20 protein-coding genes are annotated in these 25,279 nt (G+C 69.7%); 9 read left to right on the forward strand and 11 right to left on the reverse strand.

The genetic code is table 11. The features are described from left to right. Positions 1-233 precede the first annotated feature (233 nt). A complete protein-coding gene (locus GFH48_RS38910; protein WP_228120268.1) occupies positions 234-458 on the reverse strand; it encodes a hypothetical protein in 225 nt (74 codons plus the stop codon). 37 nt (positions 459-495) lie between these two features. Here GFH48_RS38910 and GFH48_RS01880 point away from each other — a divergent pair, with 37 nt between their 5' ends. From GFH48_RS01880 to GFH48_RS01900, 5 genes are all read left to right on the forward strand, one after another. Then, positions 496-1,164: a TetR/AcrR family transcriptional regulator gene (locus GFH48_RS01880; protein ID WP_153286544.1), complete on the forward strand. Its 669-nt coding sequence runs from the start codon at positions 496-498 to the stop codon at positions 1,162-1,164. Continuing rightward, on the forward strand, positions 1,161-2,756 hold the full coding sequence (locus GFH48_RS01885) for an MDR family MFS transporter (RefSeq protein ID WP_153286545.1): 1,596 nt from the start codon (positions 1,161-1,163) through the stop codon (positions 2,754-2,756). The genes GFH48_RS01880 and GFH48_RS01885 overlap by 4 nt, the downstream gene beginning before the upstream one ends. A 420-nt stretch (positions 2,757-3,176) precedes the next feature. Beyond that, entirely contained in the window at positions 3,177-3,386 is a 210-nt protein-coding gene (locus tag GFH48_RS01890; protein ID WP_153286546.1) for a hypothetical protein, read from the forward strand. Continuing rightward, the gene (locus tag GFH48_RS01895; RefSeq protein WP_194280463.1) at positions 3,383-4,105 is read left to right on the forward strand and encodes a molybdopterin-dependent oxidoreductase; all 723 of its coding nucleotides are present in this window, start codon (positions 3,383-3,385) and stop codon (positions 4,103-4,105) included. Before GFH48_RS01890 ends, GFH48_RS01895 begins: the two co-directional genes overlap by 4 nt. Next, complete coding sequence (locus GFH48_RS01900) at positions 4,089-4,775, forward strand: cytochrome b/b6 domain-containing protein (protein ID WP_153286548.1); 687 nt, start codon at positions 4,089-4,091, stop codon at positions 4,773-4,775. The genes GFH48_RS01895 and GFH48_RS01900 overlap by 17 nt, the downstream gene beginning before the upstream one ends. Before the next feature lie 464 nt (positions 4,776-5,239). Here GFH48_RS01900 and GFH48_RS01905 read toward each other — a convergent pair whose 3' ends face one another. Continuing rightward, positions 5,240-5,770 (reverse strand): hypothetical protein, encoded by a 531-nt coding sequence (locus GFH48_RS01905; protein ID WP_153286549.1) that lies wholly within the window; start codon positions 5,768-5,770, stop codon positions 5,240-5,242. Positions 5,771-5,977: 207 nt separating this feature from the next. Here GFH48_RS01905 and GFH48_RS01910 point away from each other — a divergent pair, with 207 nt between their 5' ends. Beyond that, positions 5,978-7,414, forward strand: coding sequence for a helix-turn-helix domain-containing protein (locus GFH48_RS01910; RefSeq protein ID WP_153286550.1), 1,437 nt, complete (start codon positions 5,978-5,980; stop codon positions 7,412-7,414). Between the two features lie 259 nt (positions 7,415-7,673). On the opposite strand, the gene GFH48_RS01915 is transcribed toward GFH48_RS01910, so the two are convergent. From GFH48_RS01915 to GFH48_RS01950, 8 genes are all read right to left on the reverse strand, one after another. Next, positions 7,674-8,387 carry an SDR family NAD(P)-dependent oxidoreductase gene (locus GFH48_RS01915; RefSeq protein ID WP_153286551.1) on the reverse strand — a complete coding sequence of 238 codons (714 nt, stop codon included), beginning with the start codon at positions 8,385-8,387 and terminating at the stop codon, positions 7,674-7,676. Between the two features lie 358 nt (positions 8,388-8,745). Next, on the reverse strand, positions 8,746-9,378 hold the full coding sequence (locus GFH48_RS01920) for a VOC family protein (RefSeq protein WP_153286552.1): 633 nt from the start codon (positions 9,376-9,378) through the stop codon (positions 8,746-8,748). Between the two features lie 212 nt (positions 9,379-9,590). Then, a complete protein-coding gene (locus tag GFH48_RS01925) occupies positions 9,591-9,821 on the reverse strand; it encodes a DUF397 domain-containing protein (RefSeq protein WP_153286553.1) in 231 nt (76 codons plus the stop codon). Positions 9,822-10,402: 581 nt separating this feature from the next. Then, on the reverse strand, positions 10,403-12,517 hold the full coding sequence (locus GFH48_RS01930) for a discoidin domain-containing protein (protein ID WP_228120269.1): 2,115 nt from the start codon (positions 12,515-12,517) through the stop codon (positions 10,403-10,405). Between the two features lie 452 nt (positions 12,518-12,969). Further along, the gene (locus GFH48_RS01935) at positions 12,970-13,914 is read right to left on the reverse strand and encodes an alpha/beta hydrolase family protein (RefSeq protein WP_153286554.1); all 945 of its coding nucleotides are present in this window, start codon (positions 13,912-13,914) and stop codon (positions 12,970-12,972) included. A gap of 179 nt (positions 13,915-14,093) precedes the next feature. Next, complete coding sequence (locus GFH48_RS01940; protein WP_228120270.1) at positions 14,094-14,750, reverse strand: acetoacetate decarboxylase family protein; 657 nt, start codon at positions 14,748-14,750, stop codon at positions 14,094-14,096. Beyond that, complete coding sequence (locus GFH48_RS01945) at positions 14,747-16,459, reverse strand: GMC oxidoreductase (protein ID WP_153286555.1); 1,713 nt, start codon at positions 16,457-16,459, stop codon at positions 14,747-14,749. Before GFH48_RS01945 ends, GFH48_RS01940 begins: the two co-directional genes overlap by 4 nt. After that, a complete protein-coding gene (locus GFH48_RS01950) occupies positions 16,456-17,109 on the reverse strand; it encodes a TetR/AcrR family transcriptional regulator (protein ID WP_153286556.1) in 654 nt (217 codons plus the stop codon). Before GFH48_RS01950 ends, GFH48_RS01945 begins: the two co-directional genes overlap by 4 nt. A 209-nt stretch (positions 17,110-17,318) precedes the next feature. Between GFH48_RS01950 and GFH48_RS01955 the strand changes: the two genes are divergently transcribed. Then, the gene (locus GFH48_RS01955; RefSeq protein WP_153286557.1) at positions 17,319-18,668 is read left to right on the forward strand and encodes a flavin-containing monooxygenase; all 1,350 of its coding nucleotides are present in this window, start codon (positions 17,319-17,321) and stop codon (positions 18,666-18,668) included. Positions 18,669-19,124: 456 nt separating this feature from the next. On the opposite strand, the gene GFH48_RS01960 is transcribed toward GFH48_RS01955, so the two are convergent. Then, entirely contained in the window at positions 19,125-21,257 is a 2,133-nt protein-coding gene (locus GFH48_RS01960; protein WP_153286558.1) for a glycoside hydrolase family 6 protein, read from the reverse strand. A gap of 759 nt (positions 21,258-22,016) precedes the next feature. Here GFH48_RS01960 and GFH48_RS01965 point away from each other — a divergent pair. Next, a complete protein-coding gene (locus GFH48_RS01965; protein WP_153286559.1) occupies positions 22,017-23,831 on the forward strand; it encodes a cellulase family glycosylhydrolase in 1,815 nt (604 codons plus the stop codon). A gap of 144 nt (positions 23,832-23,975) precedes the next feature. After that, the gene (locus GFH48_RS01970) at positions 23,976-25,184 is read left to right on the forward strand and encodes a GH12 family glycosyl hydrolase domain-containing protein (RefSeq protein ID WP_153286560.1); all 1,209 of its coding nucleotides are present in this window, start codon (positions 23,976-23,978) and stop codon (positions 25,182-25,184) included. The last annotated feature ends 95 nt before the right edge of the window (positions 25,185-25,279 follow it).

Genomic DNA, 25,279 nt, shown 5'->3' on the forward strand with positions numbered 1-25,279 from the left:
CACCGCGGCCGCGACGCCCGTACCGGCTGGGAGCGTCAGAGGCAGTCAGGGCTCATCTGCGTGATGGCACTCGGCGCGTTCTGGACACAAGGCCTTGGATGGCACCCGAGCGAGTGTGCGGGGTGGGCTCCGGGGCCGGAATGCGGGTGAGCGAGAAAACCCGGACCGCCGGATGTCGCGAGGCGTAGAAGTCGCCCTGGCCGTCATCGCCGGGGATGGTATCCGGCTGTGGGTCAGCCGGTTGCGGGCTGTCGGAGTTCGCGGCGGGTGGTGACCCAGTGCCCGGTGACGAAGACCTGGCCCGCCGTCGAGACCTCGCGTACGGCGAGTGCGGTCGAGGCGTCCCGCACGGCCTCGGTCACCGCCGGCGGGACCACCGCGTCCGCGCCCGCGAGCACCGCCCGCCCCACGTACCCCCGCAGCGACTGAGCTCCGTATCCGAAGGTGCAGCTCAGCATTTTTGCGTGACTGCATGTTTGCCATACTGTATGAATTATGGACGCTGGAGCACCGAAGCCGGGACTGCGGGATCGCAAGCGGGCCGAGACTCGAGCCCGTATCGAGGCGGCGGCGGTCGAACTGGTTCTGAGCGACGGACTGGAGGCGGCCACGGTCGACGCGATCAGTGAGCGCGCCGACATTTCGCCCCGCACCTTCTTCAACTATTTCGAGAGCAAGGACGCCGCCGTTCTCGGTGTGCGACCGAAGCAGGCCGACGAGGACGTGATGACGGCGCAGCTCTCGAACGTCGACGAGCTGGACCCGGTGGTAGCGGTCATCCACGTGGTGATGGCGACGATGGGCATCACGGAGAGCGTGGAGGCCGGACTGCACCGCCGGCGCCTCGAAATCATCCGCCGGTACCCGGACATCGTCGCCGGCCAGTTCGCCCAGCTCAACGCACGCAGGGACCGGCTGGCCGGACACGTCAGCCAGATCCTGGCGCGGCGCGCATCGCGCGGCGGCGAGACCGGCCCCGACAGTCAAGCTCACGGCGCCATCGTCCTGGCGCTGTGCGCCAGCGCGGTCCGTTCCGCCGTCCTGGACTGGGCGGAGAACGCCGAAACCGGCGAAGACGCACCAGGGCCGGGAATACGGGACGCCGAAGTCATCGAGCAGCGCGCCCTCGCACTTGTACGCACCACTCTCAGGAGACTTGCATGACCAGCACCATCAACCCGGCGCCCGCCGGACAGCTCGCCGGCAAGGCGTCCGGCGGAGAGAGCCGACGCGGCATCTGGCTGGTCTTCTCCGGGCTGATGGTCGCGATGCTGCTGGCGTCGCTGGACCAGACGATCTTCAGCACCGCACTGCCCACCATCGTCGGTGAGCTCCATGGCGTGGACCACATGCTGTGGGTGACCACCGCCTACATCCTCGCCTCGACGATCATGATGCCGGTCTACGGCAAGGTCGGCGACCTCATAGGGCGCAAGAGCATCTTCATCGCCGCGATCAGCCTGTTCATGGTCGGGTCCGTGGTCGGCGGTCTGGCCGACAGCATGACCGCGCTCATCATCGGCCGCGCCATCCAGGGTCTGGGCGGAGGCGGGCTCATCATTCTGTCGCAGGCGATCATCGCCGACATCGTCCCGGCCCGGGAACGCGGCAAGTACATGGGCATCATGGGGGCCGTCTTCGCGCTCTCCTCGGTCGCCGGCCCGCTCATGGGCGGCTTCTTCACCGAGGGGATCGGCTGGCGGTGGGCGTTCTGGATGAATCTGCCCCTGGGCGCGCTGGCGATCACGGCCGCGGTGTTCTTCCTCCACCCGCACACCCGTAAGCAGGAGCGCCCGCGCATCGACGTCACCGGGATCGCGCTCCTGGCCGTGGCCTCCTCCGCGCTGGTCCTGACCACCGTCTGGGGCGGCACCACCTACGCCTGGACGTCGGCCGTCATCCTCGGCCTCATCGCCCTCACGGTCGCCGCGGCGACGGGCTTCGTGTTCGTCGAACGTCGCGCGAGCGAGCCCGTGATGCCGCTGCGGATGTTCCGCGAACGCAACTTCAACCTCACCACCGCCGCCGGCCTGATCACCGGCATCGCGATGTTCGGTGCGCTCGCGTACATGCCGACCTACCTCCAGATGGTCACCGGCGCCAGCGCCACCAAGGCCGGACTGCTGATGATCCCGTTGATGGGCGGCCTGCTGGTCACCTCGACGCTGTCCGGAAACCTGGTCAGCAGGACGGGCCGCTACAAGGCGTTCCCGATCATCGGCTCCGTCGTCGTCGGTGTCTCCCTGGCGCTCCTGTCGACCATGACCGCGGACACTTCGGTGGTCGTCACCTGCACGTATCTGGGTGTCATGGGCATCGGGCTCGGCCTGAGCATGCAGATCCTGATTCTCATCGTGCAGAACACCTTCCCCGCCCGCGAGGTCGGGACCGCCACGGCCGCGAACAACTACTTCCGCCAGATCGGCGCCTCCCTGGGCGCGGCCATCGTCGGGACCCTGTTCGCGACGCGCCTCACCGACCTGCTCACCGGCGCCTCCCTCGGCGCGGGTGGTGCCGGCGGCGGCGCGAACTCGCTGACCCCCGACGCCGTGCACCACCTGCCCGCAGCGGTCCGGGACGTCATCGTGAACGCCTACAGCGACGCCCTCACGCCCGTCTTCCTCTACCTGGTCCCGCTGCTCGGCATCGCCGCGGTGCTGCTGGCCTTCGTGACCGAGAAGCCCCTGGCCACGACGATCGAGGACACCCCGGCAGACTCCGAGCAGCTCAGGGTTCCCGCCCTGCCGCTCGACTGACCCCAGCCCCGTGCGCCCCATGGCCGGCCGTACGACCCAACCAGGAGCACGCACATGAGCGTCCACGCCTTCGCCGTCACCACCGCCGCACCTGCGCCCGCAGGCGCCGGGCGACCTCGGCCCCGACCACTTCCTGTGCGAGCACATGAGGAAGACCCGCCCCGAGGCTGCTGACACCGACGAAGTCCGGTGGAACAACACGAAGTTCCTGGTGGGCAAGGACGGCGCGGTGCCGCGCCGGCACGAACCCGATGTCACGCCCCAGCGGATCAACCCAGGCTCTCGCCGAGACCCTGGGTTGATCCGAACAGCAGTACGCCGCAGACGCAGTCCACTGCGTCCGGGCAGCCCGTGGAACCATGGCCTCCGCAGATCGGGTCGCACGGCAGATGCCGTCGCCCTTACGTCAGGAGAACGGCAATGAACAAGGTCTGGGTACGTGTGATCGGCGGGGCTCTCCTTCTCCTCATCGGCGTGAACTGGGGCCTGCAAGGATCGGGCGCATACGGCATGAGCGGCGGCATGAACGGCCAGTCCCAGTGGCTGCTGATCGGCATCGTGGTGGCCGCGGTGGGCCTCGCGATGCTCGTCGGCGGAGTGAGGAAACTGCGTTCCGGGAAGCAGAGTTGAGCCAGGACGAGGACCGCGTGGGGCGACCCGTCGGACGACGGGTCGTCCTCGGCGTACTCGCGCTCGGCGCCGTCGCGGTCCCCGCCGCCGCGCGCCTGCAGAACACGACGGAGGCTTTGCTGGCCGAAGCCGCCAGCAAGGACCCCACAGGGCTGGTCGGACTGCTGCCGGGCGGTGGCGGCTTCCAGTTCTACTCCGTTGCCGACAGCATCCCGCACCGCTCGCCCGACGAGTACCGGCTCACCATCCAGGGCCTCGTCGACCGCCCGGCCACGTACACACTCGACGAACTCAAAGCCATGCCCCGCACCCGTCTCGTCCGGGACGTCCAGTGCGTCACCGGCTGGCGGGTGCCGCAGACCCCCTTCGCGGGCGTCCGGCTCGCGGATCTGCTGAAGAGCGCCGGAGTGCAGCCGGGCGCCAAAGCGGTGCTCTTCGATTGCTTCGACGCCGTCTACAGCGAGAGCCTGACCCTGGAGCAGGCCCAACGACCCGACATGCTCGTCGCCTACGAGATGCAGGACAAGCCGGTCGCCGCCGCACACGGCGGTCCGGTGAGGCTGTATGCCGCACCGCTGTACTTCTACAAGTCGGCGAAGTGGCTCTCCGGGATCACCGTCACGGACAGCGTCACGCCCGGCTACTGGGAACGGCGCGGCTACGACATCGACGGATGGGTCGGCAAGACGAACGGACGCGACGATGACCCGACCTCCTGAAGCCTCGAAGTCCCCGACACGAGAAGCCGTGGCCCGCAAGGAACAACTGCTGCGTCGCTTCACCGTCGCGGAGTTCTGGATCCACCGCACCACCGCCGCGCTGATGGGGACCGCCATCGCATCCGCCGCCTTCCTGTATCTCCCCACGCTCGGCGAACTGGTGGGCAGACGCCACCTCCTGGTCATCGTGCACGAGTGGTCGGGCATCGCTCTCCCCCTCCCCTTGCTCGCCGGCCTCCTCTCCCGGGCCTTCCGCGCCGATCTCACCCGGCTGAACCGCTTCACCCCGCACGATCGCGGCTGGCTGCGAGCGACCCTGCGCTACCGCCCCCACCTGTCCGGAAAGTTCAACGCGGGCCAGAAGATGTACGCGGCCGTCGCCGCCGGAGCCGTACTCGTCATGATCGGGACAGGGCTCATCAAGTGGTTCCCGAAGCTCACGCCCCTCTTCGCGCGTACCGGGGCGACCTTCGTCCACGACTGGCTGGCGCTGCTCCTGGGAGTCCTCATCGGCGGCCACATCTGGATGGCCTCCCATGACCCCGAGGCACGGCGCGGTCTGCGCACCGGGTTCGTGACCCGGTCCTGGGCCAGGCAGCATCACGCACTCTGGGAGAAGAACAACCCGGGCGACCACCGGGTCGACGACGACCCTGCGAAGGATCTCTGACGTGAGAGCGCGGAGGTCGAGGGGGGCGTCCCCACCCGGCCATGACCCGCTGCAGAGCTCGCTCCCGGAGCCTCCAGGGGCTCGTCGTACGCACTCCCGAAGATCCCCTGGCCACAGCCCTGTCCCACCTCCATGTCGAGCGTGCTTCGCTCGGCACGGCCGACGGCCACAGATTTCAAGGACCACTGCGACGGTCTACCAGCCGCACCCGGCCCTTCCGGACCGCCTCCTCCGGATGACGTTCCCTGTACCGCTCTTCGTCGAAGACGGCCGCCCGTCCGCCGCGTGAGTCATCGCCCCGGCGGCCGACCCGGGTGTCACGGTCCCGACTTCCGGCGGAGGGTGGCCCTGGGGACGGCGCCGGCTGCCACCCCGGGCAGGGACGCAACCCGGAGCCCCGGGATGCATCCGCCTTCCCGTCCCAGGGCCCCGGCCGAGACGGACCGGGCGGCGCGGCTCCGTCGTCAGCGGGCGCTCGTGGTCTCGATGTCGACGATGCGGTTGTACCGCTCCACCAGCACGAAGAGCCTGGTCTTCTGCGTCGTTCCCGTCGTTCCCCCGCTGCCGAAGGTCAGGGTGACGATGACCTCGTGCCCGTTGCCCACAGCGCCGTTGTCGGTCACCTTCCACCGCGCGGGAACGTTCTGGGCCCGCAGGACACCGTCGGCGCCGTTCTCGTCCTCCCAGGCCGCCAGCCTCTGGGCGAAGTCGGGCGTCAGGTAGTGCTTGCGAAGCACCGTGGCCAGTGTGGCGTCCGGGTCCTCGTAGTCGCCCTTGGCGTCGATGTACGCGCCGTAGAAGTCGGCGACCCGGGTCACCACTTGGCCGGACGTGCCGCTGACCGACCGCGGCGCGACGGCGGACGCCTTCACAGGGGCAGGAGCGGACGCCTGTGCCGACGCGGTGAGCCCCAGTGGCAGGGTCACGGCGGCGACAAGGCCGGCGATCAGAGCGGTGCGGCGGACGCGCCTGCGGGCAGTCGTGTTGCTGTTCATCAGTGTGTTTCCCCGATTTCGATGGGTCCGGAGGTGTGTCGCCGTGTGCGAGGGCCGCCCTCTCGGCTCACGTGGCGTGGCGGGAGCGGCTCCGGCGACACCAAGAGCATCGGCGGCCCCGCGGTCCGGGCACAACGGACGCCGCCCCATCCGCAACGGTGGAACCGTCCCAGGCCTTTTGACCTCTCCTTATAGGGAGTGCCTGGGATGCCGTCCTGGGACGCGAGGCAGGGGGAACCGGTGCCGTCCCAGGAAGAGGTGGAGGAGTTCGCGGCGCTGTTGCGGCGCCTGAAGGACCGTACGGACCGCAGTTACGCGGCACTCGCGCGCCGTCTGAACATGAACGCCTCGACGCTGCACCGGTATTGCGCGGGGGACGCCGTGCCGCTCGGCTTCGCACCGGTGGAACGGTTCGCCGCGATGTGCGAGGCCAGTCCGGCCGAACGGATCGAGCTGCACCGGCGGTGGGTCCTGGCAGTGGCCGCACGACAACGGTCCCGGACAGTGACCGAGCCCGCGCCGGAAGTCGCCGGAGTCCGCTCGGCGGACTGCGAGATCCCTCCGGCCGACGGGGCGGCTGAACTCCCGTCGGGGGTGACCGCCGACTCCGTCTCCACCACGGCCGCCGCATTCGTACCCGAGGCAGAACCCGGCCCCTCGTCCGGACCCCGGCAAACCCCCGCGGAAAGCCTTGCCGGCTCGTCACGCGAGCACGACGCGGCGTCACGCCCCACCTCGCGAAAGCCCTGGCACAGGCGCCGCTTAGCGGTCACCGCGGCTGTCGTGACCACGCTGATCGCCACCCTGGGCGGCCTGTCCGCCCTGCTGCCCCGGAACTCCTCGTCCAACGGCGACCATCAGGGGTCCGGCACGACGACCGCGGGCGCACGACACGGCTTCCCCATACCGTCGGCATCCGCCTCCACCGCGCGCCGCCTGCCGCCCGGCACAGCCTCACCGAAGGCGCCGGCAACGGGCGACCGCTCGTCGAGCCCTTCCACGAACCCCTCCGCCAAGGCCGTCCCCGCCGCCCCGCCCCTCACGTGGACCGCGAACTCCCAGCTCTGGGAACTCGGTTGCGATCACGACTACGTCATCGACAAGGCGCCCCGGCAGGTGCCGCCACCCCCGGCTCCGCAGGACGCCGCCCCCTGGGCGCGTACCCAGGACGCGGTGCACGGCGGCCAGACACTCGTCGCCCTCTCCGTCCAGGGGCGGACGGATGCGGCCGTCGTCCTGGAAGCGCTGCGGGTCCGCGTCGTGGGACGGGCCGCCCCGATGAAGGGCACCGTCTACTCCACAGGCCAGGGCTGCGGCAGTGACATGAATCCCCGCTCGTTCGCCGTGGATCTGGACATGGACCGACCGATCGCCCGCTCCGTCCCGGGCGGTGAGGGCGGAACGAGCACTCCCGCGACACGCATGCCCTACCGGGTGTCCTCGAAGGATCCCGAGGTGCTGCTGGTCGACGCCCGCACCGCCGGCTGCGACTGCCGCTGGTATCTGGAGCTCGACTGGTCCTCGCGGGGCCGCACCGGCACCGAGCGCGTCGACGACCACGGCGTCGCCTTCCGCACCAGCAGCATCAAGGGCCTGCCGCGCTACTGGTACGCGCGCGGCGGCTGGACCCCTCTCACCAGCTGAGCAGGGCCGACGGGACCGCTGCGACGCCTCCTCGCCCTGGTGCGCCCGCCACGGGTCGTGTGGCTCAGGACACCCGTGACGGCGTGATCGAGACGCTCCGAGGGTCCGTGAAGGGGAATCCGCTGAGAGGGGTGAGGGACAGTCCCGGCAGGCGCGCAGCCCCTGGACGAGCCAGAGCGTCGCGGACCCGCCGGCATCCACGGGCCGAGTTGCCGGGCCCCGAGGCGCGCTCCGCCACAAGACCGAAGGAGACGGGCGGTCAGTGGCCGGCGCTCTGGCCACCGTCGACGGGCAGGATGACACCGGTGACGAAGGGGGCGTTCTCCAGGTAGATCACGGCGTCGACGATGTCGCTCGCTTCGCCCATGCGGCCCACGGGGTGCAGGGCGTCGAGGAACTCATGGGTCTCGACGGCGTGCATGGGGGTCTTCATGACGCCGGGGGCGACGGCGTTGAAGCGGATGCCTCGGGTGGCGTACTCGATGGCGAGTGCCTTGGTGACGGACTGCAGGCCGCCCTTGGTCAGGGAGGCCAGGCTGCCATTGATGATGCCGATCGCGTGGTCGGCGTTGCTGGTGGTGATCTGGACGACGTGTCCGCCGCCCTGGGCGAGCATGTGCGGGATGGCCTGCTGGGTGATGCGGAAAAAGCCGCTGAGGTTCACGGCGACCAGTGAGGTGAAGTCGTCCTCGGTGAACTCGGTGAAGGGCTTGCCCACGTAGAACCCCGCGTTGTTGACCAGGGCGTCGATGCGGCCGAAGCGTTCGACGGCGGCCTCGATGACGCGCCTGCCGGTGTCGGGGGCGCCGATGTCGCCCCGCACCGTCAGCACGGCCGGATCATCGGAGGGGGCGATGCTGCGGGAGGTGGCGACGACGGCGTAACCGAGCTTGCGGTAGGCCTCTACCAGCCCCGCCCCTATGCCCTGCGAACCGCCGGTGATGACCGCGACCTTCTGAACCTGCGTACTCATGTTTGTCTCCTCCAGGGAGGGTGAGTGTTCCGATCGAGTAGTCGACCGGTCGACCGGTAAAAAAATAAAACGCTCGTTCACTTACCGTCAAGCGTCACTCTCCGTGACCGAACTTCCCGGCTCGACGCCGGATCCGGCCAGGCATGGGGGCGGTGCGCCCTCCGGTCGGCGTTCCAGCAGTTCCGGCGGCCGAGTACTGTGGCTGAGGCCACAACGCGGAGCAGGGCTATGGGGGTGCGGCTTCGTCACAGCGGCAGGGGGGCGGATGCGGGTGCACCGTCCAGTGCGCGGCGTTGATCATGGCGACCCGGCGTCGCCGACCAGCTGTTCTCGAACCCGTCGACGCGCACACTTCGGATCAAACGGTGGCTGTCAGAGGGGCGGCGGTTTCCCAGACGAACCCGTCCGGGTCGGTGAACGGGCTGATGGCGCCGGCGAGCACGATCCGGTGCGATCCGGCGCCGTCAGCGGGAACACCCGCGTCCTTGGCCAGAGCGCGGCGCTTGTAGAGGGCCAGCTTGACGGAACCCGGCCCGGTGGCGAACTCCACGTACTTGCCGCCGAAGCTCTTGCCCACGGTGAGGCCCTGCTCGACGTAGAACCGCTTGGTGGCCTTCACGTCCTCGACGCCCAGCAGGAGCACGAGCTCGTCGAAGTCCCGGCCGGCCGGGCCCGTGTCCTTCTTCGCCGACGTCGCGATCTTCCAGATCGTGCCGTCAGGGGCCTGAACGACGCCGCCGTAGCCCCACAGCGACTTCGAGGCGGGCTTGAGGGCGGTGGCGCCGGCGGCGAGGGCGGCGCCGATCAGGGCGTCGACGTTGCCCGGCTGGGACACCACCAGTGACAGGGTGAACCCACGGAAGCCCGTCGTGGGGGCTTCGGAGGTACGTAGACGCACGTGCGACGGGTCCAGCCCGAAGACGGTGGAGTAGAAGCGGGCGGCGGCCGTGGTGTCGGCCACCTCAAGGGTGACGGAATCGATGGACTTCATGGCTACGACGGTAGGGGAGGCCGGGTCCCCCACGCTTCTCGAAAACTGCCCGGTCCGGCGGTCCGGTGCCACAAGCCCGACGGGTCCCCCGCCTCCACCCTGAATCCTCGATCAGCCCCGGACGGCGTGCAGGGACGCGACGCGCTCACGAGGACCGGGTCCGCTTCCAGAGCGGCGGGCCCGGTCAAGTGGTGGCGTGACGCGGGATGTTCTCAACCGAACTCGCCCTCGCGCACACCGTCTCGGAACGCCGTCCATTCCTCCGCGGTGAACCGCAGAGGCTGCACGTCCCTGTTGTTCGAGTCACGGACCGCAACAGCTCCGCCGCCGAGGTCTGCCACCTCGACGCAGTCCGGCCTGTAGGGACCAGCACTCTTGCTGCTCTTGACCCAGCGCGCCTCCGCCAGGTCGCGCGCATACAGTTCAGCCTTTCTCGCTCGCATCAGAAACTCCGTTCGATGCTCGGGTGCATAATTCCCCTTTTTCCACCCTTACCCTTTCGTGTCGACCTCGCAACTGGTCAAGTGGGGTACGGCCGATCGCGCCGGTGTATATGCCGATTACTTGCCGCCGGACCCGCGACATCCGACTTCCCCCCTTCGCGTCCGGGTCCCTGCGATACGGATCGCGCTGCCCGGTCGAGGGGGGCCTTTCGGCGTCACCTCGATACGCGGCCTGGCGCCTGCGGGCGGGCGGGCGAAGGGCAGCCGACCGGGGCGATCCCAACTTCGAGGAGCTGGACGGCGACCGCACGGCGGCGTATCGGAGATGCGCGCGAAGCCGGCGTTCCCGGACCCTGCGGGCGTTTCGGGCTCGTCCCAACAGCGGTTCGTACCAACCTCGTTCGAGCGGCATCGGATCGGACTCCGACGGATGACATGCCCTTCCGTCATCGCCGGGCCCGCGGGCCCATGTCTTCGTGGGCCGGCTGTGTGAGCCAACAGGCTCGGTCCGATCCGGCTCCTGTGGCGGGATGCGCAGGGCATCCCGCCACAGGGGCTGGACGGGGGCCGGGGCCGCTCGCCTACTGCGAGACGCGCACGTAGTCGACCAGCATCTTCTGCGGGAAGACGGTGGTGGCGTTCGGCGCGCCCGGCCAGTCACCACCCACCGCGTTGTTGAGGATCATGTAGAAGGGGTGGTCGTAGACCCATGGACCCTTCGTCGTCTCCAGTGTGGAACGGGCGACGGTGAAGAAGGCGTTGTTGTCGACGGTGAAGGTCATGTGGCTGGAGTCCCAGTCCAGCGCGTAGGTGTGGAAGGCGGACGAGAAGTCACTGCCCGCGACCTGGTAAGGCGAGCCGAAGCCACCGCCACCGTTGTAGGCCGGCGCGTGGAGGGTCGAGTAGACGGTGTCGGGCACCTTGCCGATGTGCTCCATGATGTCGATCTCACCGCAGGCCGGCCACGGGGTACCGGTCTTGAAGTCGGAGCCCAGCAGCCAGAACGCGGGCCACAGTCCCTGCGTGCCGGTCACCTTGATCCGTGACTCGACGTGTCCGTAGGTGAAGTTGAAGTGGTCGGAGGTGTTGATACGGCCCGAGGTGTACTGGCAGGTCGTGGAACCGGTCAGCGGATCGGTGGGGCAACTGGAGCCCGGGGTGGCCTCCTTGCGGGCCTCGATGACGAGGTTCCCGGCGCCGTCCATCGTGGTGTTCCTGGCGTTGGTGTAGTACTCCAGCTCACCGTTGACACCGGGGCCGGTGTCCTGGGTCCACTTCGAGGCGTCCGGCGTGGTACCGGCCGGCGTGTTGAAGTCGTCCTGGAAGACGACGTGTTCGGGGTTGCCCGGGTCGGGCGGGTTGGGCGGCGGGGCGGTCGGACTCCCTCCGGTGCCGAACACGTCGAAGGTCCACAGGGAGTATCCGTACGCGGTGCCGCGCGCCGTTCCGTACATCCGCACGTACCGGCCGGTGCCGTCGACGTTCAGGGTCTGCTTGAAGCCCGTGCCGGTGGTCGTCGTGTAGACGTCGGTCCAGTTCGTGTTGTCGGCCGAGACCTGGACCCTGTAGGCGCTGGCATAGGCCGGGTCCCATTGCAGGACGACCTGGGTGACGTGCGCGCTCGCGCCGAGGTCGACGCTGATCCACTGCGGGTCGGTCCAGCCGGTGCCCGCTGCCGTGGCCCAACGGGTGGCCGGGTCGTGGTCGAAGGCCTTGGCGGGGGTGCAGCCGCCGCACTGCGCGTCGTCCTGTGCGCTGGACGCGGTGGCGGGCTTCTTGTAGGAGAGCAGTACCGCGTTGCCGCCGCCCGGCGGTGGGGTGGTCCCGGTGGTGAAGACCTGGAACTCCCAGAGCGAGAAGCCGTACTGGGTGGCCCGCGTCGTTCCGTACATGCGGACGTAGCGGCCGGAGCCGGTCAGGGTGAGGAGTTCGGTGGCGCCGACACCGGTGGACGTCTGGTACACGGTGGTCCAGGTGGTGCCGTTGTCGGAGACCTGGATCTGGTAGGCCTTCCCGTAGGCGGTCTCCCAGCTGAGCTGAACGCCGCAGATGCTCTGTGCGGCGCCCAGGTCGACCTGGATCCACTGAGGTTCGGCGGCGGTGCTCGACCAGCGGGTGTCGTTCCTGCCGTCGACCGCGGCCGACGCGGGGGTACCTGCGTTCTCGGTGGACGAGGCCGTCGCGGGCTTGTTCAGCGCCGCGTTGGTGGTGGAGCATCCGGTGCCGCCGCTGCCGCTGGTGCCGTAGACCTGGAACTCCCAGAGGGCGAAGCCGTAGGGGGTGGCACGCGCCGTGCCGTACATGCGGACGTAGCGGCCGGTGCCGTTGACGGTCAGTGTCTGAGTGCCGCCGGTGGCCGTCGTGGTCGAGTAGACCTCGGTCCAGGAAGAACCGTCGGCCGACGTCTGGATATTGTACGACGTGGCGTAGGCGGTCTCCCAGTTGAGGACGACCTGGTTGATCGTGGAGGTCGAGCCCAGGTCGACCTGCAGCCACTGCGGGTCGGTGGCGGCGCTCGACCAGCGCGTGCCGGCGTCGCCGTCCACCGCGGCGGAGGCGGGGGTGCCGACGTTCTCGGTCGACGAGGCGGTGACGGGCTTTCCTTGCGACAACAGCGTTCCGGCCGCCTGGGCGGGCGCCTGCGCCAGAGCCAGCAGACAGGTCGCCAGCAGAGCGGTGACGACGGTGAACAGCACGGTTCGGCGCGAACGCGCGATGGGGCGGCGGAATAAGCGGTACGGGGGTCTTCCACTCACGGCGTCTCCTGTGGGTTGGTCGCCGAATGAGAGAGCGCTCTCCGGATGACTGATGGTTACGGCCTTGTTGCTGACACGTCAAGGCTGTGAACGGAATCGAGCGCCGAGCTTTCCCCGGTCGCGGTATGTCTTCAAGAAGTGAAGGCTCCTGAGCTGTACGGATCCGCAACACCCGTTATGTCCCCATGGGCCGGTGAATGGCTGAACGCGACGCACCGAGAGGCCCCGACAGCGGGATCGGGGCCGCGGCCGACTGACCACTGCTCACCGTTTCGCCACCCCGGCAGCGTCACGCAACCACATGACCCCCGCCGTCACAGTCGGACGACAGGGGTCACGGGTTGGTCATGACAGGCTCGTGCGGTGCAGGACCGGTACGGCTTCGCGCGTGATCAGGGCTTGGCCGAGTACACGACTCCGGCCAGGTTCTGGGCCGCGGAGCCCCAGACCTGGTCGTAGAGGGAGCTGTCGCCTCCCAAGGTGTAGAGCAGGTAGGCGGTGGTGATTCCCTGAGTGAGCTTCTGCTGGGCGGCGCGGGTGAGGGAGCCGCTGTCACAGCCGATGCCCGAGCTGTCGACGAACCCGCAGTGGAAACCGCCGGTGATGACGCGCAGTTGGGCGGGCGAGGGCTTCGCGTCGTACATCTTCTGCTGGTTGTCGGCGACGCCGGCGATGCTGTCCGCGCTGCCCGCGACGTACTGGGCGGGGATGTTCAGGGTGCCGGACGCGGCGACGGCGGAGGGGTTGGTCTCAGCGGCCGCCAGTGTGGAGACGGCTTTGGCGGCGCTGTTGCGGCCGGCGGCCAGCAGTGCGGCGCCACCACCCATCGAGTGGCCCGAGAGTCCGAGGTGCGCCGTGTCGACCCTACCCGCGAAACGAGAGCCGCTGGTGGTGTTCTGAGCCGTCAGCCAGGTGAGGGAGGCGTTGAGGTCGTCGGCGAATCCCGAGTGGCTGGGGAAGAGACCGCCCTGGGACTTGGGGGCGACCGTGATGAATCCCCAGGAGGCGTAGTGCTTGAGCAGGCTCTCGTACTTGGAGATGTCCTGGAAGAATCCGTGGCCGAAGGCGAGTCCGGGGTGCGATCCGGCGGCCACCGGGGCGTCGGCTCCGGCGGTCGTCCCCGGATACCAGACGCGGGCCGTGAACGAACGGCCCGCTGCGGACACCGTCAGATCGGTGTGGGTGACGGCGAACGATCCGGCGCTCGAGGGGTCCACCGCCGCGACGGCGGAGGGTGAGGCGGTGGCCGCGGTGGCGGCGGGTGACACAGCGAGCGCGGCTGCGAGGGTCAGCAGTAACGCCGGTACGGACACGGTCCGTAGGAGTCCACGGAACATGCGATCACCTTCTCAATGTGGGGGGATGGAAACACTCTTTCTCGGTCGAGCCCGTAGGTGAGCTCGCCGGCCGGGGCACGGGCTTGCGTGGGGAGCGGGCCGGGGTGAGGCGGGACGGTGCGCGGCGGGCTCGCACGCGCGTCCCGGACCGGGGGTGAACATCGGAGTGAGCGGCCGGTTCAGGGGGCCGGCCGCTCACTCCTTGCCCGTGGGGGGTCTGCGGCGGCTTCGCCGAACCGGATCTGGAAGTCGCTCAGTTCGACGCTGATCAGGGGACGGCTGAGGCCCAGCGCCCACAAGGGGCCGCTGTCCGGCGCGCTCCAGTCGGCCCGCGCGAGGGAGAGAGTGGAACGCGACCGCACCGGAGTGGTCTTCAGCCTTCCGGACAAGGTCTGTGCCACGCGGTAGGACAGCGGCCAGCGGCCGGGCAGTCTCCTGCCGGGGCGGAAGGCTGCGCCGGCCAGAAGCCCGTCGTCGGACTTGGCGGAGGCTCTCAGGCCATCGCTCCTGTCCAGGTCGAAGTCAGCCATCTCCTTCGGGATGCCCCACAGGGCGCGACCACCCGCCTTCGAGGTCTCGCTGTCCACCCAGATGTCGGTGATGCACACGCGGGGGCGGGCTCCGACCCGTACGAGAACCGCCCGGAGCAGCTCGTTGTACGACAGGACGCTGTCGTTCTCGTAGACGACCCAGGCCGCTCCCACCACGCCGCGGCCTGCGACAGTGAGGGGACGTGTCCCGAGGGGGACCTCGGGCACCTCGTGTCGCGCCACCAGCCACATCGACAGGTACATCTGGCCGGCCAGCTGCCAGGGCTCCTTCGGATAGCCGGTCACGAGACGTCCTTTCCGGTGGGAGGCCGCAGACTCAGGGCAGCCGGAGCGCCGGCGGGCACCGCGGGATGACGCGGCGGGACCGGGGCGACGGTGCGGTACGGCTCGCCGGGGCCGGGGCGCGGATCGGCCTCCCCCTTGTTGGGCCACAGGGCGGTCGCTCGCTCGGCGAGGGCCGTGATCGTGAGGGACGGGTTGACGCCGAGGTTCGCGGAGATGGTGGAGCCGTCGATGACGTGCAGCCCGGGGTGGCCGTGCAAGCGGTGGTACGGGTCGACGACGCCGTTCCGCGCGCTGTCGCCGACGGCGCAGCCGCCGATGAGGTGGCCGGTGGTCGGAATGTCGAAGAGGTCACCCCAGGTTCCGCAGGCCTGCCCGCCGCTCAGAGCGGCCGCCTCTCGCGCCACCGCGTGGCCCGCGGGTATCCAGACGGGGTTGGGCGCGCCCTCTCCTTGACGACTGGTCAGCCTTCGTCGGCCGAGGAGGGTCCTTCGGGTGTATGTGGTCACGGAGTTGTCGACGGTCTGCATCACCAGCAGGACCACGGTCTGCTGGGACCAGCGGCGTGGGTTGTGCAGTCGTGGCAGGCCGCGCGCGTTGCGGGCCATAGCGGCCAGTCCGAGCAGCAGCCGGGACCGGCCCGGTGCGGGGTCGACGAGTGTCGCGCCGAGCAGCCCCAGCAGATTGCTGCCCCGGCCGTAGCGAACGGGTTCGACATGTGTGGTGTCGTCCAGTCGCACCGAGGAGGTGATGGCGATGCCCCGGGTGTAGTCGGCGTCCTTGTGCTTCGAACGGACGGCCAGCACCGCTTCGGAGTTGGTGCGGGTGAGCCTCCCCAGTCGGGGTGACACCTGGGGCAGGGAACCGCGGTCGCGCAGCCGGTACAGCAGTCCCTGGGTCCCCAGGGCACCTGCGGCGAAGACCACGTTCCGGGCCGTGAGGGTTCGTCCGCGGCGTCGCGGTAAGGCGCCCGTACGCACCGAGGTGACGGCCCATCCCTCGCCGCGCCGGGTGACGTCCGTGACGGTGCGCTCCGGGAGGACCGTGGCACCGGCACGTTCGGCGAGACCCAGGTAGTTCTTGGGCAGGGTGTTCTTGGCGTTGTGCCGGCACCCGGTCATGCACGCACCGCACTGCAGGCAGGCGGCCCGGTCGGGGCCCTCTCCGCCGAAGAAGGGGTCGGCGACGCGTGTTCCCGGCAGGGTACCGGGCGGGCCGAAGTGGACGCCCACGGGGGTGGGGCGGAAGGTGTGTTCACGGCCGAGACGGCGGGCGGTGTCCTTGAGCAGCCGGTCGGCGTCGGTGAAGACGGGGTTGGGGGTCACCCCGAGCATGCGGCGGGCCTGCGTGTAGTAGGGGGCGAGCTCGCTGCGCCAGTCGGTGAGCGCGGCCCAGGCCGATCCCTGATAGAAGGCGTCGGAGGGTTCGTAGAGGGTGTTGGCGTAGCCCAGGGAGCCGCCGCCGACCCCGGCTCCGGTCAGGACCAGGATGTCTCCGAGCAGGGTCATACGCAGGATGCCCCGGCAGCCGAGCCGGGGAGCGAAGAGGTAGTCACGCACGTGCCAGGAGGTACGGGGGAAGTCCGCGTCGGCGAAACGGCGGCCGGCCTCCAGCACGCCGACCCGGTAGCCCTTTTCCGTGAGCCGCAGGGCGGTGACGCTGCCGCCGAATCCGGAGCCGACGACCAGTACGTCGTAGTCGAATTCGCTCATCGCCCGCTCCGTGAAACGAAGTCGGCGAGCAGGGGGGTGACGAGCCGTGCGATGTTCTCCCGGCGGATCTCGGGGTTCTCTCCCACGAGGGGCACCGGGCCCTCGCTTCCCGGGGCGTGCGGAGCGAGGGCGAGATGCGGCAGGAGGACGAGCAGGAGCGACAGCAGGGCGTCCACGTCGGCGTCCTTGCGCAGGTCCCCGGTCTCCACGGCCCTCTCGACCAGGGGACGCAGACCGACGAGGTAGATCTCCTGGACGGGGGCACGCACCGCGTCACGGACCGACGGGTTCATCTCCATGTTGGTCGCCGCGGTGACCCCGCGTTCCAGTGGGTGCGTGGTGAAGTAGTCGAGCCACGCGCCCAGGGCGTCCGTCAAGTGGGCGGAGAACTCGGTGGAACCGTCGTACCCCTCGAGCCAGGGACGCATCTCGGCGTAGATGCGCAGCGAGGTCTGCTCGGCCACGTAGGCGAACAGGTCGAGTTTTCCTGCGAAGTACTGGAAGAGCGAGCCCTTGGCGACGCCCGCCTCACGGGCGATGACGTTGAGGCTCCCGGTGGAGTAGCCGTGCGTGCCGAACTCGTCCATCGCGGCGACCAGGACGCGCTCTCGTCGGACCGGCGACAGGCCTGTCCAGGTGGTGGTGGGCATGGGGTGCTCCCGCGGATGACCGGGCGGTCATGTGACCGCCCGGTCATCGTGGAGGCGCCGGCCCTCGGTGTCAACGGTCGTGACACAAAAGGCTGTTGGGCCCCGAGGGTCGCGCCTGGGCGCGGCACGGCCATTGACAACGGATGGAGCACCGAGCCAGCCTGTGACCACCTGGTCACATGACCCGGTGCCGGCAGGAAGGATCCGTCATGGAACGGGTGTGTGTGATCGGAGCCGGCTCGTCCGGAATCGCCGCCTGCCAGGTTCTCGCGGCACGCGGAATCCCGTACGACTGCTACGAGACCGGGTCGGAGGTCGGAGGGAACTGGCGGTACCTCAACGACAACGGCATGTCGTCGGCGTACCGCTCGCTCCACATCAACACCTCGCGGCAGATCATGGAGTACGCCTGCTTCCCCATGGCGGACGACTACCCGGTCTACCCGAGCCACTTCCAGATCGCCCGCTATTTCGACGCCTTCGTGGACCACTTCGGCCTGCGCGCGTCGATCACCTTCCGTACCGAGGTGACGAGAGCGGCACACATACCGGGCGAGGGCTGGCAGGTGACGGTCCGTCGACTCGACACGGGGGCATCGCACGAGCGGACGTACGGCGCGGTCCTGGTCGCCACCGGGCACCACTGGAAGCCACGCATGCCCCGGCCCCCGCTGCCCGGAGCCGGACGGTTCACCGGCCGGCAGACCCATTCCCACCACTACCGCACCCCGGACCCGTTCGCCGACCGGCGGGTCCTCGTCCTCGGAATCGGCAACTCGGCCTGCGACATCGCGGTGGAGACCTCCCGGGTCTCCCGGCGCACGTTCCTCGCGATGCGGCGGGGCGCCCACATCCTGCCGAAGTACCTGTTCGGCGTACCCACCGACCACCTCACCAACTCCGCGCTGGCCAGGGCGCCTCTGGCGGTGCAGGACCGGGGACTGCAGCTGCTCCTGCGACTGAGCCGCGGCAGTTTGAGCGGCTACGGACTCCCGACGCCGCGCCACCGCGTGCTCGGCGCCCATCCGACCATCTCCGACGACCTGCTCTCCCGCCTGGGCCACGGCGACATCGCCGTGAAACCGAACCCGGAGCGCCTGGAACACGACCGGGTCGTCTTCGCCGACGGCACCTCCGAGGTGATCGACGACATCATCTATTGCACCGGGTACGACATCTCCTTCCCGTTCCTCAGGGGCGAGTTGACCGACCCCACGGACAACGCCGTCAGCCTGTACCACCGGGTCGTCTCCCCCGACCACCCCGGCCTGTACTTCATCGGCCTCGTGCAGCCCCTCGGCGCGATCATGCCGCTCGCCGAGGCCCAGTCGCACTGGGTGGCCGATCTCCTCGACGGCCGGGGCATCCTGCCCGAGCCCGCGGAGATGCGGCGCGAAGCGCAGGCCTATCGTGAAGCGCTGGCCCGCCGGTACGTGGCTTCCAGGCGGCACACGATCCAGGTGGACGCCCGGTCCTATCTCAAGGAGCTGCGCGACGAACGTCGGCAGGCGGCCGCACGAGTCCGCAGGCCCGCCGGCCGCTGGTCACACCCACGTTGAGCGCGCGGCGGCGCGTTCTCGGTCTTCGCCCTTGCTCGGCCACCGCCGTCGGCTCGTGACTGTCGGCCGCCCCACCCGAACCGAAGCGGCGCACGGCAAGAGCCAAGAGAAGAGGGGCTCGCGCACCGGCTTCACCCGATCCGGAAGACCTCTCCGTGACAGCGCCTGCGGCAACTCCGTGCCGTGGGAAGGCCGGACGGCAGCGTGGCGGGAGGGCACAGCACTCCGCTGCGGCTCGCGGACGAACCCTGACGGACGCCGAGTCCGCCGCCCGACGGAGACGAACGGACGGCGCCGCCGCCGGCCCACGCCCTGACCGCCGACCGGCGCCACCCCCTGATGGTCGTCCGCGACCGCACCGGCGCACCGCGCCAGGACGGACGAGCGGCGCGTCCCGCACGGGCGGCGTGAGGGCCGGAGCGTCGCCGCCCCGGCCCCCTGACCGCCCTGCCCGCTTTACGGCTCGGTGCCCCACACGAGGGTGCCCGCCACGTACACGGTCACCTTGGCCGCGTCCGCGTAGGAGCTGTTGGCACCGCGGCTGTAGTCGTCCGACTCGTCGAAGTTCGACCAGTCCGACTTGGCCATGCGCAACTGGAGTTCACCGCTGTCGGCTCCGGCGGCCAGCGAACCGGAGGTGAAGCCCACCTCCAGATAGTGGTCCGCGCCCGTGCGGCTCGGGGAGACGGCTCTCACGGAGGTCTTCACCGTGGAGCAGCCGAGCTGCGCCCAGTCGCAGAAGGTCTGGTATCCGGCCGATGAGGACTCCCCGGTGAACCAGTAGCGGATGGTCACCTTGGACAGATCGACCGTGCTGGAACCGCCGTTGACAAGCTTGAGACCGGGCCTGATCCCGTTGTCGCCGGTGGAGGAGTCGTTGTTCTTGTACTGCGCCTTGAGGCCCGGCGTGCCTCCTCCTCCGCCCGATGCCTTGGTGGTGGCGGACACCGCCGTGGACGAGGCCGAGACGTTGCCGGCCGCGTCCTTGGCCCTGACGGTGTACGTGTAGGTGGTGGAGGCGGCGAGTCCACTGTCGGTATAGGACGTGGTGGTGGCGCTGCCGACCTTGGTGCCGTTGCGGTAGACGTCGTATCCGGTGACCGCGGTGTTGTCCGTGGACGCGCTCCAGCTCAGGGTGGCGCTGTTGCTGGTCGTGGAGCTGACCGTGAGGCCGCCGGGAACGGTCGGGGCCTGCGTGTCCCCGCCACCGCCACCCGATCCGCTCACCGGCGGGTTGGCGTTGGCGAGCAGCTGGCGGAACTGGGCGGAGAACCAGTGCCCGGCGAGCGGGGAGTTGGGGAGTGCTCCGGTGAGGTTGTTCCCGTTCCGCGCGTTCCCCGTGTACGTGGGGTCGCACATCCTGTCGAAGCCCTTGCCCTCGTCGTTGTCGACGGCCTGGCTGGCCCCGTCCGACTCACCCGGCGGCTTGGCCCACACGTAGGCGTCGATTCCGGTGTCGGGTGCGGTCGCCGGGCGCTCGCCGAGGCCCGCCCCGCTCTGGTTGCACCAGTTCCCGGCGTGGATGCGCCGGTCGATGCGACCGCCGTCCACGTAGGCGTCGACGCTCGTCGTCGGGCCGGGACCGGTCGGCCTCGCCGAACCGCCCCAGCCGTTGCGTGAGGTGTCGACGAGCATGCCGATACCGGCGTCGAAGCCCTGCGCGACGAGCGCGGTGCGCAGCCCCTGCGCGTACGAGCTCTCGTCGTCGTACTGGTTCCAGTCGATCCACTTGGACTGGCGCACCGTCTGGCCGTTCACCGTGTCCGTCACCTTGACGTACGGCTCTTTGGTGGCGGAGTAGTTGGCGGTGTTGACGATGAAGCCCGTCACGTCGTTCACGGTGGCGCCGTTGGTGGTGGCGGCCTTCTTGAACTCCTGGGCGGACGGGGTGAGATTGCTGTCCCACCCGAGCCAGCCGTGGTGGCCGGCGTCGATGTAGTTGTAGGCGTTGGACAGAGCGCCGAGCTTGTGCAGGGCGTAGCCGACGCCCTTCTCGTAGTTGCCGTTGGCCTTCATGGTGGCGCACTGCGGCGTGGAGCCTGCCGTGCCGCCCGCGTTGGTCACGAGGTTGGGCAGTGAGTCGGGTTCGATGAGGTTGACGATGCGCAGGCTCGCGTAGGCCGGGTCGGCGAGGATCGCGGCGATCGGGTCGATGTAGCCGCTCTGGTAAGTGGCCAGGTCGTCCGGGCCGAGTTCGCCGTTGGAGGCGAGGGCCGCACAGTCCCGGCCCGGCAGGTCGTAGATGACCAGTTGGACGAGGTTGGCGCCCTGCGCCTTGGCCGCGTCGAGGTGCGCCTTCAGACCACGGGCGTCGGCGGTGCCCTGGATCGCGGCCATCCGGTCCAGCCAGACGAAGGTGGGCTGGTTGGAGATGGCCGAACCGCCCGGCTCGGCCGCGGCCTTGGCCGACCAGTCGGGGTTCACGTACGCCTTCGCGCCGACATAGGGGTTGTCGAGTTTGGCGGCTGCCGTCGCGGTGGTCGGCAGGGCGGTGATGGACAGGGCTCCGAGGAGGGCGCCGACGGCCAGAACGGCGGTCCGCTTCGGTCCGTTTCGGCGCAAGGTGGAGTCGGGTCTGCGGGAGGGCATCGGTCATCTCCTGGGGAGAGCGGGCGAGTGCGGTCTGTGTGCGGGGTCGCCGGCGGCCGCCCGGTGTGCGTCGTCCGGCACACCGGGCGGAAGTCCGCCGGACGGGCGTTTCGTGCGGGCACGACGAAGGTGCGACCGTGTGCGTCGCGCGAGGTGGTGCTGAGGGGCCGCCGAACAGGAGCGCGCCGCGGCGCCGACCGGGCGGAGGCCCGGCGTTCTCGTCGTCGCGTGCGGACGGTGCCCGGTCGCTGAGGTGACGGCGGGGACGGAGGCACCAAATGTGGGAGCGCTCCCAAGGTGCGGGGACCGGAGCGCGGATGTCAACACCCGTGCCGAGAGTGCCGTCCTGACGGTCCGTCGTACGCTCGAATCACGGTGCCGGACTCACGCACGGGCCGCGCGAAGGCATGCCAGGTCGCGGCGTGCGCGAAGGCGCCGGGGGTCCGAGAACCGTGCGGTGGAGAATCCGCGCGGCGGGCGAACGCCCCCTTCGCGGCCCCGAGCGCCGCGGCCATGGCCGAAACGGAACGCACCCGTGGCCGACAACTCCGCGGTCCGAGGCGATCGCTGCGCAAGGTATTGACGCGGACACGCTTAGTGGCTTCCATGTGCGCAGTCCGGCTACGACGAGGCGGCCGTCAGGAGCGGGACACTCCTGTCGGTCCGCGGGAGCCGTCACGCCGGATGCCCCACCGCCTGCCCGCCCGGAGACGTGCGCCCAAGAATGGGAGCGCTCCCACCCGGAGAGGACCCCCCACCATGCGTCACCCACCCCCCTTCCCCGTCAGGCGTGCCCTGGTCGCGCTTCTCACCGCGGCCCTCGCGGCTCTCGTCCCGTTCACCGCTGCGATGCCCGCCCGGGCGGCCGCCGCGCCCTCGCCCCCGTCGCGTGTGGCGGCCGCATCCGGCGCCGGATACTGGCACACCGACGGCCGCCGGATCCTCGACGCTCAGAACCAGCCGGTGCGCATGGCCGGCGTCAACTGGTTCGGATTCGAGACGTCCAACTACGTCGCGCACGGGCTCTGGTCGCGCGACTACAAGTCGATGGTCGACCAGATGAAGACCCTGGGTTACAACACCATCCGCCTGCCCTACAGCGACGACATCTTCAAGGGCACCCAGCCCAACGGCATCACCTACGCAGGCGGCCTGAACACCGACTTGCAGGGCCTCAACTCCCTCCAGGTGATGGACAAGATCGTCGGCTACGCGGGCTCGGTCGGTCTCAAGGTCGTGCTCGACCGTCATCGGCCCGACTCCTCGGCCCAGTCGGCGCTCTGGTACACCTCCGCCGTCCCCGAGACGACGTGGATCACCGACCTCAAGGCCTTGGCGGCACGCTACCTGGGCAACACCGCGGTGATCGGGATCGACCTGCACAACGAGCCGCACGACCCGGCCTGTTGGGGCTGCGGCGACACGAGCACGGACTGGCGGCTCGCCGCCGAACGGGCCGGCAACGCGGTCCTGTCCGTCAATCCAGATCTGCTGATCTTCGTCGAGGGCGTCCAGACGGTGAACGGTCAGAGCAACTGGTGGGGCGGCAACCTCGCCGGGGTCGCCACGGCACCGGTGCGACTGAGCGTCGCCGACCGCCTCGTCTACTCGGCCCACGACTACGCCACCAGCGTGGCCCAGCAACCGTGGTTCAGCGACCCGTCGTTCCCGGCGAACATGCCGGCCATCTGGGACAAGAACTGGGGCTACATCTTCAAACAGAACATCGCCCCTGTCTGGCTCGGAGAGTTCGGCACCACCCTGCAGTCGACGGTCGACCAGAAGTGGCTGGCCGCACTCGTCGACTACCTGCGCCCCACGAGCACATACGGGGCCGACAGCTTCAACTGGACCTTCTGGTCGTGGAATCCGAACTCCGGCGACACCGGAGGCATTCTCAAGGACGACTGGCAGACCGTGGACACCGTCAAAGACGGATATCTCGCCGGAATCAAGGCACCAGGCTTCGCCGGAGGAGGAGGCGCGGACTCTACCCCGCCCTCGACACCGACGGGACTGGCCGCGACCGGTACCACCGCGTCGAGTGTCTCCCTTTCGTGGAAGGCGTCCACCGACGACACCGGGGTCGCCGGCTATGACGTCTACCGCGGCACCGCGAGGGTCGGTCAGGTCACCGGCACGTCCTTCACCGACACGGGCCTCACCGCGGGGACCCGCTACGACTACACGGTGCGGGCCCGCGACGCGGCCGGGAACACCTCTCCGGCGTCCGCGCCGGTCACCGCGACGACCGCCGGCACCGGAGGCGGCTCCAGCGGATGCACGGCCTCCTACAAGGTGAGCAGCGACTGGGGCAGCGGGTTCAACGCCGACGTCACGGTCACCAACACAGGCTCCTCGACGACCAGGTCGTGGCAGGTCACCTGGGAGTGGGCAGGCAACCAGACCGTCTCCGGGATGTGGAACGCCTCCTACAGCCAGGTCGGCAGGACGGTGACCGCGGCGAACGCCGCCCACAACGGGGCCATCGCGGCCGGCGCCTCGACCGGCTTCGGCTTCAGTGCGGCACCGGGCGGCGCGGGGACCCCGGTCCTGAACTGCCGGGCCGGCTAGGGAGATCACTCGGACCGGTCCCGGCCGGTCCGCGGCACGCCGCACGGTGTGGCGGACGAGACGGCGAGCCTCGCCGTGCGGCGGCACGCGGCCGAAGCGGGACCGCGGTCCTCCCCACCTTCACGTCTCCCGAAGGAGTCTCCGATGATCCATGTCCGCTCAGGCGCGCGCGCCGCGGTGGGTGTGCTCGCGGCGCTGCTGCTCGCCGCCGCGCTGTCGCTGGTGGCCGGCACGGCGGCCGGCGCCGACACGGTGTTGTGCGACAAGTTCGGCAGTGCGCCGATCGCCGGCGGCAGGTACGTCGTGCAGAACAACGAGTGGGGGGACGACACCCCACAGTGCCTCACTGTCACCAGCACCGGTTTCAACATCAGCACGGCGAGTCACAACGTCCCGACGAACGGCGCACCCGCCGCGTATCCATCGGTCTACGCGGGCTGCCACTACGGCAACTGCAGTACGAACAGTGGCCTCCCGGTCCAGGTCAGCGCGTTCAAGGACCCCCGAAGCGCCGTCTCCTACCGCACCACCGGGGGTTCCTGGGACGCTGCGTACGACATCTGGCTCGACTCCTCGCCCCACCCGGCCGGGCAGAACAACGGTGCCGAGATCATGATCTGGGGTGCCCACTCCGGTCCGCCGCAGCCCGCCGGTTCGAAGATCGGCACGGCGACCGTCGGAGGCGCCGGATACGACGTGTGGGAGGGCCGGCTGTCCAACGGCGGGATCTCCTGGAACGTGGTGTCCTATGTGCGTCAGCAGGGCACCAACTCGCTCGACGTGCGCATCGCGGAGTTCACCGACGACGCGGCCGGTCGCGGCTACGTGAACAAGGCGTGGTATCTGACCAGCGTCCAGTTCGGTTTCGAACCCTGGGTCGGCGGCCAGGGCTTGGCGGTGGACGACTTCTCCTTCACCACTGACGGAGGAGGGGGCACCACACCGCCTCCGGCCGGCGGCGACACCGTCGTCGGCCAGGCCAGCAACCGGTGCCTGGACGTGAAGAACGGGGCGGCCGCGGACGGCACCGTCGTTCAGCTCTGGGACTGCAACGGTGCCGGAGCACAGAAGTGGGCCCGCCTGGGCGAAGCGCTGGTGAACCCGGCAACCGGCAAGTGTCTGGGCGTCTCCGGCGGCCGTACCGCCAACGGCACCGTCGTCCAGCTGTGGTCCTGCAACGGGCTGGGCGCGCAGAAGTGGCGGATCAACGCCAACGGCACCATCGTGAACACCGACTCCGGGAAGTGCCTGGACGCGGTGGAACGCGGCACCGCGGCGGGTACGCGAATCCAGATCTGGGACTGCTACGGCGGTGGCGGCACCCAGCCGAACCAGGTGTGGAGCGTCCGCTGAGACGAGGCGGCGCGTCGACGGTCATCCGCGCTCGAGCCTCGGAGGGCACTCCCTCCCCTTGTTTCAACCCGGATCGCCGGATCCGAGGTGGTTGA

Source organism: Streptomyces fagopyri (assembly GCF_009498275.1).
Classification (GTDB): domain Bacteria; phylum Actinomycetota; class Actinomycetes; order Streptomycetales; family Streptomycetaceae; genus Streptomyces; species Streptomyces fagopyri.